Origin of the sequence: Streptomyces rapamycinicus NRRL 5491 (genome assembly GCF_024298965.1) — a bacterium.
Classification (GTDB): domain Bacteria; phylum Actinomycetota; class Actinomycetes; order Streptomycetales; family Streptomycetaceae; genus Streptomyces; species Streptomyces rapamycinicus.
Genome location: NZ_CP085193.1, coordinates 473,614 through 488,319, shown reverse-complemented (window position 1 = coordinate 488,319; position 14,706 = coordinate 473,614). Strand labels below are relative to the sequence as shown.

The following is a 14,706-nucleotide window of genomic DNA, read 5'->3' as shown; positions in this document are numbered from 1 at the left end:
GGGGGGCGGGCCGGGAGAACCGGCCCGCCTACCCGATAGTGTCCTCCCTTGGCCCCGCGGGAATCAGGACGGGTTTGACCACGCGGCCCGCGTCGCAGTCGCGTTCGGCTTGGTTGATGTCGGTGAGGGGGTAGGTGCGGATCAGCTGGTCGAAGGGGAACCGCCCGGCCTGCCAGAGCCCGGTCAGCCGTGGGATCAGCAGTCCCGGCACCGCGTCCCCTTCGCAGATGTGGGAGATCCTCCGGCCCCGGTCCAAGGTCCCCGGTTCGAGTGGCAGGGGAGTGCGGAGGCGCGCCACCAGGCCGAGGTGGCCGGTCGGGCGCAGGGCCCGGAGGGCGTTGTTGATCAGTTGGGGTGAGCCTGTGGTGTCCAGTGCGTAGTGTGCGCCGCCGTCCGTCAGTTGCCGGATGCGGTCGGCCAGAGAGGGCAGGTCGGCCAGGGCAGGCAGGTCGGCCGATGCGGTGTGCAGCGGGATCGCGTGGAGCCGCTCGGCGAGGGCCAGCCGTTCGGGGTGCCGGTCGACGGCCACGGTCACCGCCCCGGCGGCGGTGGCCGCCATCACCGCGGCCAGGCCGACCGCCCCCGCGCCGTAGACCGCGATGGTGTCGCCGGGGCCGACACCGAAGGAGTGGAAGACCGCTCCGGCGCCGGTGAGGAAGGAGCAGCCGAGCGGTCCGAGGAGTTCGATGGGCAGTGTGGGATCGACCCGGACGGCGTTGCGGGCCGGGACCACCGCGTATTCGGCGAAGGAGGACTGGCCGAACCAGCGGGGCGCCAACGCGCCTCCGTCCGCGTCGGTGAACCGCGCCGCGTGCTCCTTGCGCCCTCCGAAGAGGTTCAGCGCGGGGAAGGAGTCGCAGTAGGCGGGGGCCGCGCCCATGCAGTTCCGGCAGTGTCCGCAGGAGTCGAAGCTCAGAACGACGTGGTCGCCGGAGCGCAGGCCGGTGTCCGGGCCGCCTGTCTCCACCACGATCCCGGCTCCTTCGTGGCCGAGCACCGCGGGCAGCGGTGAGCGGCCTGCCGAGTGCCGGACCGCGAGATCGGTCCGGCACATCCCACAGCCCGCGATCCTCACCAGGACCTCGCCGTCGCCCGGCCCCGCGCGCAGCATCACCTCCTCGAGGGTGAACCGGCTCTCACAGGAGCGCAGTACCGCCGCGGTGAACCTCATCCGCGCACCTCGACCGGACGGTGCACGACGAACGGGCTGAGGTTGCCATACAGCCCCCACGGCCCGCCCGCCACGCCGACACCGCTGTCCTTGATGCCCGCGAAGGGCTGGGCGAGGGAGGTTTCGGCGTGGTGGTTGATCCACACCATCCCGCACTCCAGCCGGCCGGCCACCGCCTCGGCCCGGTCCGGGTCGGTGCCCCATACCGAGCCGCCCAGCCCGAAGCCGGAGTCGTTGGCCGCTTCGATGGCCGCGTCGAGGCTGACGTACGGCAGCACCGGCAGGACCGGGCCGAACTGCTCCTGCGTGACCACCGGGCTGTCGGGCGGGACATCGGCCAGGATGGTGGGGGCGAAGAAGTAGCCCGGCCGGTCCAGCCGGTGGCCACCGGTCACGGCTCGGGCACCGGCTGCCAGGGCCCGGGCCGTGTAGTGCTCGACGCGGGCCGGTTGAGGGGCGTTGCCGACCGGGCCCAGCTGCGAGCCGGGGCCGAGCCCGGGACCGACGACGGCGGACTTGGCGCGCCCCGCGAGGGCCTCGACCACCTGCGAGTAGAGCCGGGCCGGGGCGTAGAGGCGCTTGACCGCCATGCAGACCTGCCCGCAGTTGCGGAACGCCGCCCAGAACAGCCGGTCCGCGATCCGCTCCACCTCCACGTCGTCCAGCAGGATGGCGGCGTCGTTACCGCCCAGTTCCAGGGTGACAGGGGCGAGCGAGGCCGTCGCGGCCCGCGCGACGGCCCGCCCGGTGGGAACCGAACCGGTGAAGGTCACGTGGCGGATCCCCGGATGGGAGGCGAGGCGGGCGCCGAGCGGTTCGCGGCCGGTGACGATGGTCAGGACGGCGTCTGCTGCCGCGAGCAGCACGGTGGTGCGGGCGGCGGGGTCGGCGCGCCAGCCGCGCCAGGCGGCGTGGGCCCGGCCGACGATGCCGTCCAGCTCGTCCGGCCGCTGGTCGGGGGCCTCGTCGAAGGCCTCGCCGGTGGCCGGATCGAGCACGGCGATCCACCCGCCACTGGTTCCGGGCGTGCGAGGGGGCGGGCCCGGCATACCGGCGGTCAACTCGCGGTGGCGACGGACGCCGCGTGTTCCCCGGCGTGCCGGTCCATCTCCGCCCGGAAGGCGGCCACCAGCTGCGGCTGGATCCTTCCGGCGTCGCGGTCGCCTCCCTCGCAGACCGCGCCGCGCACCCCCACGATGTCGGTGCCGATGCGGGTGAGCGCACCGAGGTCGGCGGCTTTGACGCTGCCCGCGAGGGCGGCGCGCAGACCGGCCTCGTGGGCCTGCCGGACAAACTCCGCGCAGAGGTCGGGCGGAACGTGGTCGAACAGCCGCGTCCCATCCTTGATCGCGGTGTCGAGCATGGCCGCGTCACAGCCGGAGCGGTGGGCGATGTCGGGCAGCGCGAGCGGGTTGACGCAGCCGATCCGGTGGGCGTCGGCGTAGCCGGAGGCGACGACGAACGCGTCCGGCCGATGATCCTTCACCGCCCGGACGACCCCGCGCATGACGTCGACGGCCTGCTCGGGCGTCGTGCACCCGTAGAGGCCGACCTTGATGTAGGTGGCTCCGGAGACCGTTGCCCCCAGCGCCGCCTGGGCCACTGTGCCGGGCTTGTAGGGGACGTCTCCCACGGTGGCGGAGACCGGCTTGTCCGCCGGGACCGCGTCACGGATCTGCCGGATGACCCAGGGGAAGTTCGCGCCGAGCGAGCCCTCGTCGGGCTTCTTGACATCGACGATGTCGAGGTGTTCCGCCGCCTTCGCGCAGTCGAGGGCCTCCTCGACGCTGTCCGGGGAGATGAGAAGCAACAACGTGGCTTCCTTCCACCGCATGCCACCTGCCCAGGGGGCAGGTATGCGGAGTCGTGTGGATCACGCGCGGTCCGCTCATCATTGCCGCGTCCGGTGGCTCATGGGCAGGGCGCGCGGAGTCCGGAGGGGTCATTGCCATGACGCGGCGCGCCCCCGGCGCACCGTCCACGCCGGTGGCCGGTGCGGCGATCGAGACTACGCACTCCGCGCCGATTGCCGAATGATCAGGTCGGTCAGCAGGGCCAGCGGAGGCCAGCCGTCGCGACCCCGGCGGGCGACGGCGAAGGCGCGCAGGACGACGTCAGGCGCGGTGAGCGGCACCAGATGGACACCGGGCAGCGTGGCGGTGCCCATCGGCAGCAGCCCTACGCCCATCCCTGCCGCGATCATGCCCTGTACGAGGTCGAGGTTGTCCGCCTGGTGAGTGAGGTGGGGGGTGAAGCCGGCCATGGAGGCGAGTGTCCGGATGACGGTCTCGTCACCGGTGTTGCGCGAGTTGCCGATCCAATCCGCCGTGCGGAACCAGCGGAAGACCTCCGGGGCGCCCGGTACCGAGGGACGGGCGGCGTGGTCGGGAACGCCCAGACCCCAGGGGGCGGTCCACAGCGGGGTGGTCACGACCGCGGGGTCCGGCTCGGCCGGTGCCAGGTTGTAGTCGTAGGTGAGCGCGAGGTCGGCCTCGTCGTTCGCCAGCAGAAGGAGGGCTTCGGCGGGTTCGTGCTCACTGACCAGGATGCTGAGCTGAGGATGGCTTGCCGACAAGTTGCCGATGATGGGCAGCAGCTGGGCTCGGATGGCCGTGGCGAAGCCTGCCACGCGCACCGTGCCGGTCGGCGGGGCGTCGGGGCTCAGGTCCCGCTGCGCGGCCTCGACCGCGGCAAGGATCGTCACGGCGTGTTCCGCCAGCCGGCGGCCCGCCGGAGTGAGCCTGACCCTGCGCCCATGCGGCTCGATCAGTGCCGTGCCCATGTCCTGAGCCAGAGCGGCGACCTGCTGGGAAACCGTCGAGGTGGTCGTGCCGGTGGCCTCGGCCACCGCGCGCATCGAGCCTCTCCGGGCCAATTCGGCCAGCATCTGCAGGCGGCGTGTTTCCATCTCTCCATTGTCCATGAATCCCGAACAAATCGTTCGGGATCGACACGTGGACGTGAACGGTGTCGAGGATCTCTACTGGAGCCCATGAACGCTCCCGAACCGCCTGAGGCTCTTCCATCCCGTCGCTCGCGCCATGCCGGCGCCGGGGCCGGGTTCCTCATGGCTGCCACCGCGATGTGCACCGTGCAGCTCGGATCGGCTCTGACGGTTCCGCTGTTCGGACAGCTCGGCGCGCTGGGCACCGCGGGGCTGCGCCTGGGCTGGGCGGGGCTGATTCTGCTGGTCGCCATCCGCCCCCGGCCTCGTGATTTCAGCTCCCGGGATCTGCTCGCCTGCATGGTGCTCGGTCTCGTGACCGCCGGAATGATGGTCTTCTTCATGCAGGCGATCGCCCGTCTCCCGCTGGGGACCGCAAGCGCACTGGAATTCCTGGGACCGCTCACCGTCTCCCTCTTCGGGCCGAGGAAGGGACGCCTGATCTGGGCGGCCGCGGCGGCGACGGGCGTCGTGCTGCTGACCGAGCCCTGGCACGGCGGCACCGACCCGGTGGGGGTGGGGAGCGCGCTGCTCGCCGCGGGGTGCTGGGCCGCGTACATACTGCTGACCCAACGGGTCGGTGATCGCGTCACCGGCCTGAAAGGGCTGGCTGTCTCCATGCCGGTCGCCGCGGTGGTGGGGCTGGCCATCGCCGCCCCGGGCCTCGCCGAACGCGTCACGTGGTCACCGCTGTGGACCATGCTGGGTCTGGCGGTGCTCAGCCCCGTCATCCCCTTCGCTCTCGAGTTTCTCGCCCTGCGCCATCTGACCACGTCCGCGTTCGGCACTCTGATGAGCCTCGAGCCCGCCATCGCCCTCATGGTCGGTCTGCTCGTTCTCGGCCAGCGCCCCGGGACGGCTGCGACACTTGGCCTGGTTCCTGGTTCTCGTGGTCGTGGCCAGCGTCGGCGCCACCCGCGCCGGTGTCCGTCCCGCGGCACCCTCCGCACAGGCACCAGTTCGGCGGTATGAGCCCGGCCCGGAGCCGGTACGACGCTAACGTGTCGCAACGGGCCCATGCGCGGCCCTGTTGTCGCCGGGGCAGCACACGGAAGATCTCCCGCTTCGCTTGGAGGAGACCATGTCCACATCCATCGGCACGCCCGCCGATCCGACGTCGAGCTACCGAGCCATCGAGAACTTGATCGCACGCTACGCCGAACTCGTGGACGACGGCGATTTCGCGGGACTCGGCACACTTCTCGCCGAAGCCACCTTCACGGGCACTGGCGAGTCGGTCAGCGGGCGCGAGGCGATCGAGAAGATGTTCAAGGACACGTTGATCGTCTACGCAGACGGCACGCCGCGAACCCACCATGTCACCACCAACGTTGCCATCGAGGTCGATGAACAGGCGAGCACGGCGGTCTCGCGTTCGTACGTCACCGTGTTCCAGGCACTGCCCGACCTGCCGCTGCAACCCATCGCCGCCGGTCGGTACCACGACCGCTTCGAGTGCCGTGATGAGCGGTGGCGCTTCGTGGAGCGACGGGTCCGCATCAACCTGATCGGCGACGTGAGTCACCACGCGCACCAGGCTGCCGCACGGCGGTAGTCGCGCCCGGGACGGCCTGGGCCCGTTCCCCGGGAAGCGGCCAGATCCTCCCGGTGACAGACCAGAGTTACTCAAGGAGATGATGATGTCGATGGATCCAACCGTCGCAGTCGTGGGGCCGGGGGCGATCGGCACGACCGTGGCGGCGGCGCTGCATGAGGCCGGCCGTACCCCGCGGATCTGTGGCCGCACGGCGCGTGATCGCCTCGAACTGCGCGTGGACGAAGGTCGCGTCGTCGTGCCGGGGCCCGTGGAGATCGACCCGGCACACGCCGACGGAGCGGTCGACCTTGTCTTCCTTGCCGTCAAGTCGACGCAGGTCGAGGCGGCGGCACCATGGCTGACGGCATTGTGCGGTGCGGACACCGTTGTCTGTGTTCTGCAGAACGGCGTCGAGCAAGGATCGATTGTCGCGCCCCATCTGTCCGGCGCCCGGGCCATCCCCTCGGTCGTGTGGTTCCCCGCCCAAGCGCAGTCCGACGGTTCGGTGTGGTTGCGCGGCGAAGCACGCCTCACCCTGCCGGACACGCCGGCGTCTCGTGTGGTGCTCGAGGCGCTGCGCGGCACCCGGTGTTCGGTCGACCTGGCCACGGACTTCAAGTCCGTGGCGTGGCGCAAGCTGCTGCAGAACGCGGCCGCCGGATTGATGGTCCTCACGGGCCGCCGTACCGGCGTATTCGCCAGGGCCGATATCGCCGAGCTGTCCCTGGCCTATCTACGGGAGTGCCTCGAGGTTGCCCGAGCCGAGGGCGCGGCACTGAGCGACGAGGTGCCGCGGGAGATCGTTGACAGCTTCCAGGCCTACCCGGCCGATATGGGCACCTCCATCCTCGCGGACCGCGAGGCCGGCCGGCCGCTCGAATGGAACATCCGCAACGGTGTCGTGCTGCGCCGCGGACGGGCCCATGGCATCCCGACGCCGATCAGCGATCTGGTGGTGCCGCTCCTCGCGGCCGCCAGCGATGGACCCGGCTGACTCCTGGCACGGATGCGCCATGGACGAGGGTGTTGCGCATCGTGGATTTCATCGACGCGCGCTGGAGGTGCCGCGCCCCGGACAACGGGGTCGCGGCACCTCGCTCACCTCGACGGGCTGGGCTCGGGTCCCGACTCGCGCCGCCTCAGATCATGAGCAGCAGCCGTGTGTGCGGTACCAGCTTCCGGTTCACGCTGGTGCTCTGCACGAATATCGTGAAGTCGTCGTTGCGGTCCGGATTGACGCGAACTTCCGTATCCGGCAGGCCGAGCAGGGATCGGGCCTCCGGTCCCGTGTAAACCCGGTCCGTCTTCTTCTCCAGCACCGCGATCTGCTTCCGCGCCTGGATTTTCTCCGATTTGCTCAGCTGATAGAACGCACAGCCGGTACGGTAGCTGTGCCCGCATTCGATGACCCATTCCCGGATCGCGGCCTCGCGAGCCACCGGAATCAGCTGGTATTCCGACGGATTCACCGGAGTGAGGCCGGCTGCCTTGATGGTGTCCTTGTTGACCGCCTCCGCGCCCGTGGAGAAAACCGCCCGCGATCCCCGGATGCCTTGTGCCCGGCCCACCATAAAGTTCTCGGTGGCCTGCTGGATGACCTGCCCTGCCTCCTCCAGGCCCTGTGTGCTCGTGGCGTCCCAGATGGCGATGTTGTCCTTCGGGAAACCGCACTGCATGGCCTCGCGCTTGCCCATCTGGTCCGGCACAAGGACGGCCAGTGTCCAGTTGTCCTCCTGTGTCGCCATCATCTTGGCCACGGCCTGCACGAGTTCACGCTGGTTCTTGGTAGGGGCATCCGGGCAGCGATGACTCGCGTTCTCCTGGCCGTCCGTCAGCACGAACGTCAGGAAGCTGTGGTCGCCGTACAGCTGGGCTGTCTGCGCCAGCTCCCGCTGCGACTTCAGTGTGGCCGCAAGCAGAGCCGTCATTCCACCGACCCGGTAAAGCTGCTTCAGGGACGGCATCCGCAGCACGTCCTTGTCGTAGATGACGCACTCCACCTTGTCGGCGAAGACGTACACCGTGACGCGGGTTTCCTGGTCCAGTTCCTTCGATCGGCGAGCCAGATACTCAATCTGCTGGTCGGCGACTTCGACGACCTTGCGGCTCAGATGTGACATGGACGAACTGGCATCCAGCACAAGAGCGACGTGATTGATGTAGTTCTGGTTTCCGGACATGGACGCTCCCCCTTTTCCTTTTCGATGCTCCTACCTTCTCACCCACCACTGACAATCGATCGTGGACTTCGACGCGCGGGGAGGTGGCGGCGACGACATCGTCAGGCGGGGATTCAACTCCGCCCATCGGCTGGATGGCCGACGCCGAGCAGCCCCAGTGGGTGCTGACCGGACGGGACGACGGCGGGGGTGAGTCCAAGGAGCCGGTCGTCGTCGAACCCGGCAACGAGCACGGCGCCCAGGCCCGCCTCAGTGGCCTGGAGATAGATGTTCTGGCTGGCATGCCCGGCCTCCAGCCACACATAGCGCGCACCCCGCTGCCCCAGCGGCGGCTGATCGGCGAAATGTCGCGCAGCGGCCTCCAGATCACCACTGAGCAGCAGCTGTGCACCCGCCCGACGCAGCCAGGCGTGGTCGGCGAGGGTGGTGCCGGCGACCCGGTCGCGGTGGTCGCCGGCAGTGATCAGAGTCAGCACATCGCGCTCGGCGTCGTACTGGTAAGTCCCGGCGGCGAGACCGTCGACGTTGCCCGCGACCACCGTGAGTGTCAGTGGATACAACGCGTGCGCCGACGGGCATGTGCGGTGCTCACCGGTTGTCCGCCCCTGCGCCGCCCACACCATGAGCGCGACCTGGGCGATGCTCAGGGGCCGGGACCCGAAGCCGCGTGTGCTGCGTCGCCGTGTCAGCAAGGATCCCAGACCTCCAATCGGAGGCGTGGGCCGAACAGGCTTCAGAGGCACTTCCCGCTGTGACATCAGTCCAGACAAGCACACCCGGGAAGGGGAGGCGAGAACGGCGTCAGGAGTAGAAGCGCACGTAGTCGAAGCGTGCGGTCACTCCCTCACCGGCCAGGGAGACGAGGCCGATGGACGGGTCGGAGCCGGCGGGCAGATGCCAGACCCCGCCCCAGATGTAGTGCTCACCGTCCCGACTCGTGGCCGGCTGGAATCTGTGTTCGCCGGTCTTCGGATCGACGGTATGGCGCAGCCGCAGCCACATGGTGTCGGCCGACGGGCCCAGCTGCAGCTCCGGCCAGCTGTCACGGTCCCGGCCGATCCACAGGAAGGCCTGCCGTGAGGGACCGGTCCGTGTCGGAGCCAGATGGATCGAGTCCGCCGGGCTCTGGAAGGCGATCAACCCGGCCTGGCTGCGCCCGTCGGGGGCGTCGCTGATCGGGAAGCGCAGCTTGGTCTCGACCGTGTAGGTGCCGGTCGGAGCGTCCCGGAGCAGCGCCGATGCCATCGTCCCCTTGCCGGAGAAGTCCGCATCCTGCGTCGGCCACACGTACTGGCCGTCGGCGGCCTTCCCATCGGCGGGGCCGAACCACTTCCAGCCGTCCAGCTGGCCGTCGTCGAAGTCCTCGTCGTACTCGGGCAGCCGGGCTCCGATCCGGGGGTCCGGCTGTCTGACGGTCACCGGCGTGTGGAGCCGGGTCACGCCGACGTTGTCCGCCTCGCCGGAGCCGCGGGTCGAGGCGACACCGCCGCGGCGCCAGTCCTCCGGCACGTCCACCGTCAGCTCGGCCAGCGGCATGTCGAGCATGGCCGAGCTGACCTGTATGTGCGCCGCCCCGTCGCGGATCTCGGCCGTGAGCGTGTGCCAGGTCCGCGGATCGGTGTTCGCGTGCAGACGAGCGGTCCGCTTCCGCACCACCTTCCGGTCCCGGGTGACCTCGACGGAGAGTGTGCCGGTGGAGTCCAGCCAGGCCACGGCGTGGTTGGAGCGGCCCGCGGATGCCAGGACCAGGCCGACCCGGCCTTCGCCGTCGCGCAGCCGAACGTCGGCCTCGATCCTCACATCGCCGTCCGGGGCCCGCCGAGGCAGCAGCAGCTGCGGGACCGCGGCCCGGGACCGGCCGCGGGCATAGCGTCCCGAGTCGGCGTCCGAACCCATGCTCCACGAGCCGTGTCCGAGGATGTCGAAGCCGTCCAGGCCGTCGTCGAAGGTGCTCCCCGAGCCCCAGTCGCCCGCGGGTGCGGTCTGCGGGTCCTCGCTGGTCCAGGCGCCCGCGCGGACGGTCGGCCAGCCGTCGATCCAGTCGAGCCGGTCCATCATGGCCGGCCGTCCGCCCCAGTTCGGATCGGTCTCGTGGCGGTCGAATCCGTTGGTGAGGATCCAGTCCTGGCCGGACTTGTCGACGACGTTCGCCGAGTGGCCCGTCGCCACCCATTTGTTGCCGTTCGGGGCGTTGACGATCGTGCCACCGGGGTGCAGGTCGGCGAGGCCGACTCCTTCGGCGTCGGTGAACGGGCCCATCGGGTCCTTGGCCCGCCCGACGAACACCGGATACGCGCCCTTGTCGCGGGCACAGCAGCCCAGGCCGGAGTAGAACAGGTAGTACCAGCCGTCCCGCTTCACCACGTACGCGGCCTCGCCACGCCGGGCGCCGACCACCTGCACCGGGGCGCCGACCGGTGCGGTGCCCTCCTCGTCGAGGCGCACCGCCTGGATGCCGCCGTCGCGGAACGAGCCGTAGTAGAGGTACTTCTGGCCGTCGGAGTCGAGGAACACCGACGGATCGATCTGATTGACCGTTGTCCCGTAGGGCAGCACGGGGTGGCCGATGTCTTTCCACGGGCCGGCCGGGTGGTCCGCGGTGGCCAGCGCGATGGTGTTCTTGTCGTCTCCGGCGACCGAATAGTAGAGGTAGTACTTGCCGTTGAGGTACCGGATGTCCGGGGCCCAGTAGTAGGTGCTCTCGAAGTCGCGCCATTCCGGGTGGTTGTCGGGCCCGAAGACGTCACCGACGTAGGTCCAGTTGACGAGGTCGGCCGATCGCGTGATCGGCATGAAGTGCTGCGACTCCCAGGGGCCTCCCTGGTTGTCCCGGCGCATGCTGGTCTGGGTCGCGTAGGCGTACCAGTAGCCGTCCTTGCCCCGGATGACCGATGGGTCGGAGAAGGCGTCCGCGACGTCGTCCATCACGGGGTTCTGGTACGTCCCGGGCGGATCGGCGGGATCGGCCGCGGCCGGTCCGGGGTGCGCACTGCCGAGGCCGAGGACCATGAGCAGGGCGAGGAGGACGACGCCGGGTCTGCCCCGGACCGCGGGGAACCGTGCTGACTTCGATGTCATGTCGGGAGCTCTCCTTCGTGGATGCCGGAGATACCTGAGATGCGGAGATACCGGGGCGCGGGGCCGGGCCGGGAGGGAACGGGCGGGTGTCCGGAGCGCGGAGGTGGGCTCAGACGACGACCAGGGCCGCGATGCGCCAGAGGCCGTTCAGCTTCGAACCGGTGATTTCCAGGTCGGCGGTGCGCCCGTCCGCGCCGCCGTCGAGGCCGAAGGAGAACCAGACGAAGGCGCGGCTCGGCAGGCTGTCGTCGCCTGAGCGTCCGAGGACCGTGCCGTCCTCGGAGACGGTGGTGACACCCGAATCGGTGAGGGAGTCGCCGGTGAGCACCCACACCGTGTGCTTGCCCGGCGGCACCGGGATGCGCAGGACGCTCGGCTCGCCCTTCTGCATGACGATGTCGCGGCGCAGGTCGTCGGCGTTGCCCCGGTCGCGGGTGATCGGCCGGTTGCCGACCCAGCCGAAGCCGCGGTCGCCGGTGTAGCCGTCCTCGGGCGACAGTCTGGTGTACCCGGTCAGCAGCGGGCTGGACGGCGGGCCGGCGTCGAACGCGGTGGCCGCGTCACCGGGGTGCGGCGTGGTGACCACGGACACCGACCGGCCGCGCTCGATCTCCTCGTCGCCGCTGGTGAGCCGGATCTCGACGGTGGCGAACCCCGGAGTGGCCACCGGGGTCGCGGTGACCGTCAGCTCTCGCTCGGCTCCGGCGGCGACGGTCACGGTCCGCTCGGTGCCGGACCAGCCGTCGGGGGTGACCAGCCGGGCGGCGACGTCCCGGTCCTCGGTGCCGGTGTTGCGTACCAGCACCGTGACCGGGTTGGCCCGGCCCGTCCACCACACCGGATCCGCCGCCGTCCTCAGCACCACCAGGGACGGTGCCGGGGCGGCCGGATCCGTGATGGCGAACGCGGACAGCCGCCAGGGGCCGCCCACCCCCGTGAACGTGATGTCCGTGGTGCGGCCGGTGGCACCTCCGTCGAGGGGGAGCTCCAGCCAGGTGAAGGTTCCGCTGGGCTGCTTCGGACTGGTGGCGACGGTGGCGCCGTCCACCGAGACCCGGGTCGGCGAGGCCGTGGCGCCGGTGTCACCGACCAGCACGTACCCGGTGTGCTTGCCGGCCGGCAGGGCGACGCGCAGTACCCGGGACGAGTTGTGCCAGAGATGGTCGCGCAACAGGGGCTCGCCACCGCGGTCCCTGGCCGACGGGGCGGGGCCGACCCAGCCGTGGCCCACCGACGCGGACCAGGCCGAATCAGGGGTCAGCGCGTCGTAGCCGGGCGCCGAAGTCCCGTTCCGCGGACCGGCGTTGAGCGCCACCAGGCAGCGCCTGCCATCGGGGGCGACGACCAGGGACGGCGGCCGGCCGTCGAGCCGGGTGAGCTTCGGCGCCACGTCCAGGTCCAGGGCGGCGACGGTGCCCGCCAAGGGCGGTGTGACCGGCAGCTCGAACTCCGCGGTCGCGGCGCCTGCCGCGGACCGTTCGGCGGGCCCGGTGTGCCAGTACGCCGACGGCGGCCGCAGCGCTACGGTGATGTCACGGGCCCGTGCCGAGGCATTGGTGACGGTGACCGGCAAGAGGTTCGGCCGGCCGCCGAGCAGCACCCGCGAGCCGTTCAGCGCCACTTGCAGCCATTCCCGCTGCGCGTCGACGACGCGGCTCTTGTCGAAGAAGAATCCGACCACCGTGTCACGCCAGAACGTCGCGTGCTTCCGCTGGGCCTCGAAGCCCGCCTCGATGGCGGCGTGGCGCTTCCGGTCGACGTCCCCGGACACCTCGCGCCACTCGGCGAGGAACCGGTCGACGCGGTCGACCCCGGTGAAGTGCGTGTCGTAGATGTGCTGGATGACCGTCTTGCCGGAGCGCAGCCGATGGTCGTACGGCACCCAGTGCATGAACAGCAGCAGGTCGTCGGGGCAGGTCGCCGTGGACTCGTAGCGCTTCTGCCACGGCCGTGGGTAGAGCCCGGTGAAGCCGCTGCCGGTCGCCTCGGTGCGGTCGAAGCCGGTGCCCTCGGCCGTGGAGTGGTGCGACTGGAAGAGGGTGCCCAGCGGACTCGGGTCGAGATGGTCGCCGCCGGGGTCGGTGAGGTAGCCCATCCCCAGTGGCGAGGTGTAGTCCTCGTACGTCCGGCCCGAGTGCGTCAGGATGTCGGCCACCACCTCGGTCACCGCGCGGTCGGTGCCGAAGGTCTGCGCGGCCCACTCCGCGGCCAGGTCCCGGGGATCGGCGTCCGGGTTCCAGCACATCCTGCCGAAGGCGTAGGTGTTCGCCGCTCCCAGCAGATGGCCGGTCCAATCACGGGCGTTGCCGAAGTTGCTGACCCCGGCGATGCCCGCCCGCGGCGCTCGGCCATCGCCGTCCGAGAGGATGTCGGCGACGGTCGGCCCGGTGCCGGGCCCCCGCGTCGGGAAGGTCAGCACCTCCCGCCACAGCGGAGCCAGATAGGTGGTGTGGATCTCGTGGCCCGTGTACTCCTGCGTGAGCTGGAGTTCCAGCATCTGGTTCGTGTGGCGCATCGTGCCGAACAGGGGGTGTACGGGCTCGCGGATCTGGAAGTCGATCGGTCCGTACTTGGTCTGCAGGATGACGTTGTCGTCGAACCTGCCGTCCAGCGGGGCGAACACCCGGTACTGGTACTCCGCCCAGTCGCCGAAGTCCTCGTGGACGAAGCTGCGCCAGACGATCTGCCCGTCGTGCGGTGCGACCGCGCGGGCCAGCATGTTCGCGCCCTCGGCATGGGTGCGCCCGTAGTCGAGCGGGCCCGGCTGCCCCTCCGAGTTCGCCTTCACCAGGAACCCACCGAAGCCGGGCAGGCTCTTGAAGATCTCGGCGCTCTTGTCCCGCCACCACCGCTGTACCCGTCGATCGGCGGGATCGGCCGTCGTGACCGGATCGGCGTCGTCCGCGGTAAGGATCATCGGGCTGGCGTAGTTGACGGACAGCCAGGTCGAGATCCCCCACGAGTGGAGAAGTGCCGCCAGGGGTCTGAGTCTGGTCAGCATCCCGCTGGTGATGAAGTCGGCACTGGCGTTCACGTTGTTGAGCACCGAAGCGTTGATGCCGATCGACGCCATGGACCGCGCATAGTCGACGACCCGGTCGGAGATGTCCGGCAGCTTGTTCCACTCGAAGATCGAAGTGCCCGCGTAGCCACGCTCGATCGACCCGTCGAAGTTGTCCCAGTGATTCATCATGCGCAGCGCGGTGTGCGGCTTCTGCAGGACGGACAGCCTGTGCAGTGGACGCTCGAGCCGCAGCAGACGGATGAGATGGAAGACCCCGGCCAGCACGCCCCGATCGCTGCGGGCCCCGATGACCAGCCGTCGCCGACGGCCCGGCGCGCCCGTCATCTCGATCACGAACCCCTGCCCACCGATCCTGGCCAGCCGGTCGGGACTCACCTGGGATCGTACGACCGGTGACTCGTCCACCGTGCCGATGACAACCGAGGCCCGATCGGCGGGAACCCGGGCCGGTGCGCTGCCGGTGCAGCCCTCGACGGCCCGCCGCAGCTCGAACTCGGCGTTCCCCATGACGTCGCCCTCGCCCTGACGTGCCAGACCGGCCAGGGCCTTCCGGTATTCCTCGAGCCGCCGGGGATCGGTAGTGGGGCGGTAGCGCAGCCATAGGTCGTAGCCGTCCTCATCGGGGATGCCTGCCGACGCGGCGGAGCTGGCTGCCGTGCTCCATGGGCTCAGCACCGTGGCGAAGGCGAGAGCGGATGCCTGGAGCACGCGGCGGCGACTGTACTCGTACTCGGATCGCGCCATTGCGGTTTCTCCTCTGCGGAAGAACGA

General features: G+C 70.2%; 11 protein-coding genes. 3 read left to right on the top strand and 8 right to left on the bottom strand.

Going from position 1 to position 14,706, the window contains the following annotated elements; all coding sequences use genetic code 11:
* Window positions 1-28 precede the first annotated feature (28 nt).
* The 4 genes from LIV37_RS02185 to LIV37_RS02170 form a co-directional block, all read right to left on the bottom strand.
* Window positions 29-1,171 (bottom strand): NAD(P)-dependent alcohol dehydrogenase, encoded by a 1,143-nt coding sequence (locus LIV37_RS02185; RefSeq protein WP_121825908.1) that lies wholly within the window; start codon window positions 1,169-1,171, stop codon window positions 29-31.
* A complete protein-coding gene (locus LIV37_RS02180; RefSeq protein WP_121825909.1) occupies window positions 1,168-2,220 on the bottom strand; it encodes an aldehyde dehydrogenase family protein in 1,053 nt (350 codons plus the stop codon). Before LIV37_RS02180 ends, LIV37_RS02185 begins: the two co-directional genes overlap by 4 nt.
* Window positions 2,221-2,228: 8 nt before the next feature.
* Window positions 2,229-3,005 (bottom strand): (5-formylfuran-3-yl)methyl phosphate synthase, encoded by a 777-nt coding sequence (locus LIV37_RS02175; RefSeq protein WP_121825910.1) that lies wholly within the window; start codon window positions 3,003-3,005, stop codon window positions 2,229-2,231.
* Window positions 3,006-3,179: 174 nt separating this feature from the next.
* Window positions 3,180-4,079, bottom strand: a complete 900-nt coding sequence (locus tag LIV37_RS02170) for a LysR family transcriptional regulator (RefSeq protein ID WP_020865461.1) — start codon at window positions 4,077-4,079, stop codon at window positions 3,180-3,182.
* Between the two features lie 159 nt (window positions 4,080-4,238).
* On the opposite strand from LIV37_RS02170, the gene LIV37_RS02165 reads away from it, so the two are divergent.
* The 3 genes from LIV37_RS02165 (at window position 4,239) to LIV37_RS02155 (ending at window position 6,646) form a co-directional block, all read left to right on the top strand.
* Window positions 4,239-5,087, top strand: coding sequence for an EamA family transporter (locus LIV37_RS02165; protein WP_243146421.1), 849 nt, complete (start codon window positions 4,239-4,241; stop codon window positions 5,085-5,087).
* A 109-nt stretch (window positions 5,088-5,196) separates the two neighbouring features.
* The gene (locus tag LIV37_RS02160) at window positions 5,197-5,670 is read left to right on the top strand and encodes a nuclear transport factor 2 family protein (protein ID WP_020865460.1); all 474 of its coding nucleotides are present in this window, start codon (window positions 5,197-5,199) and stop codon (window positions 5,668-5,670) included.
* Window positions 5,671-5,761: 91 nt separating this feature from the next.
* Window positions 5,762-6,646: an oxidoreductase gene (locus LIV37_RS02155; RefSeq protein ID WP_202979664.1), complete on the top strand. Its 885-nt coding sequence runs from the start codon at window positions 5,762-5,764 to the stop codon at window positions 6,644-6,646.
* Window positions 6,647-6,791: 145 nt separating this feature from the next.
* Here LIV37_RS02155 and LIV37_RS02150 read toward each other — a convergent pair whose 3' ends face one another.
* From LIV37_RS02150 to LIV37_RS02135, 4 genes are all read right to left on the bottom strand, one after another.
* A complete protein-coding gene (locus LIV37_RS02150; RefSeq protein ID WP_020865458.1) occupies window positions 6,792-7,832 on the bottom strand; it encodes a vWA domain-containing protein in 1,041 nt (346 codons plus the stop codon).
* A gap of 113 nt (window positions 7,833-7,945) precedes the next feature.
* Window positions 7,946-8,524: a SagB/ThcOx family dehydrogenase gene (locus LIV37_RS02145; protein WP_020865457.1), complete on the bottom strand. Its 579-nt coding sequence runs from the start codon at window positions 8,522-8,524 to the stop codon at window positions 7,946-7,948.
* Between the two features lie 109 nt (window positions 8,525-8,633).
* Entirely contained in the window at window positions 8,634-10,910 is a 2,277-nt protein-coding gene (locus LIV37_RS02140; RefSeq protein WP_020865456.1) for a glycoside hydrolase family 43 protein, read from the bottom strand.
* 109 nt (window positions 10,911-11,019) lie between these two features.
* Window positions 11,020-14,679 carry an alpha-glucuronidase family glycosyl hydrolase gene (locus LIV37_RS02135; protein ID WP_020865455.1) on the bottom strand — a complete coding sequence of 1,220 codons (3,660 nt, stop codon included), beginning with the start codon at window positions 14,677-14,679 and terminating at the stop codon, window positions 11,020-11,022.
* Window positions 14,680-14,706 lie beyond the last annotated feature (27 nt).

Bases quoted from the DNA above. Each gene is read 5' to 3' on its own strand.
- LIV37_RS02185 (WP_121825908.1), bottom strand. From the start codon at position 1,171: ATGAGGTTCACCGCGGCGGTACTGCGCTCCTGTGAGAGCCGGTTCACC.
- LIV37_RS02180 (WP_121825909.1), bottom strand. From the start codon at position 2,220: ATGCCGGGCCCGCCCCCTCGCACGCCCGGAACCAGTGGCGGGTGGATC.
- LIV37_RS02175 (WP_121825910.1), bottom strand. From the start codon at position 3,005: ATGCGGTGGAAGGAAGCCACGTTGTTGCTTCTCATCTCCCCGGACAGC.
- LIV37_RS02170 (WP_020865461.1), bottom strand. From the start codon at position 4,079: ATGGAAACACGCCGCCTGCAGATGCTGGCCGAATTGGCCCGGAGAGGC.
- LIV37_RS02165 (WP_243146421.1), top strand. From the start codon at position 4,239: ATGGCTGCCACCGCGATGTGCACCGTGCAGCTCGGATCGGCTCTGACG.
- LIV37_RS02160 (WP_020865460.1), top strand. From the start codon at position 5,197: ATGTCCACATCCATCGGCACGCCCGCCGATCCGACGTCGAGCTACCGA.
- LIV37_RS02155 (WP_202979664.1), top strand. From the start codon at position 5,762: ATGGATCCAACCGTCGCAGTCGTGGGGCCGGGGGCGATCGGCACGACC.
- LIV37_RS02150 (WP_020865458.1), bottom strand. From the start codon at position 7,832: ATGTCCGGAAACCAGAACTACATCAATCACGTCGCTCTTGTGCTGGAT.
- LIV37_RS02140 (WP_020865456.1), bottom strand. From the start codon at position 10,910: ATGACATCGAAGTCAGCACGGTTCCCCGCGGTCCGGGGCAGACCCGGC.
- LIV37_RS02135 (WP_020865455.1), bottom strand. From the start codon at position 14,679: ATGGCGCGATCCGAGTACGAGTACAGTCGCCGCCGCGTGCTCCAGGCA.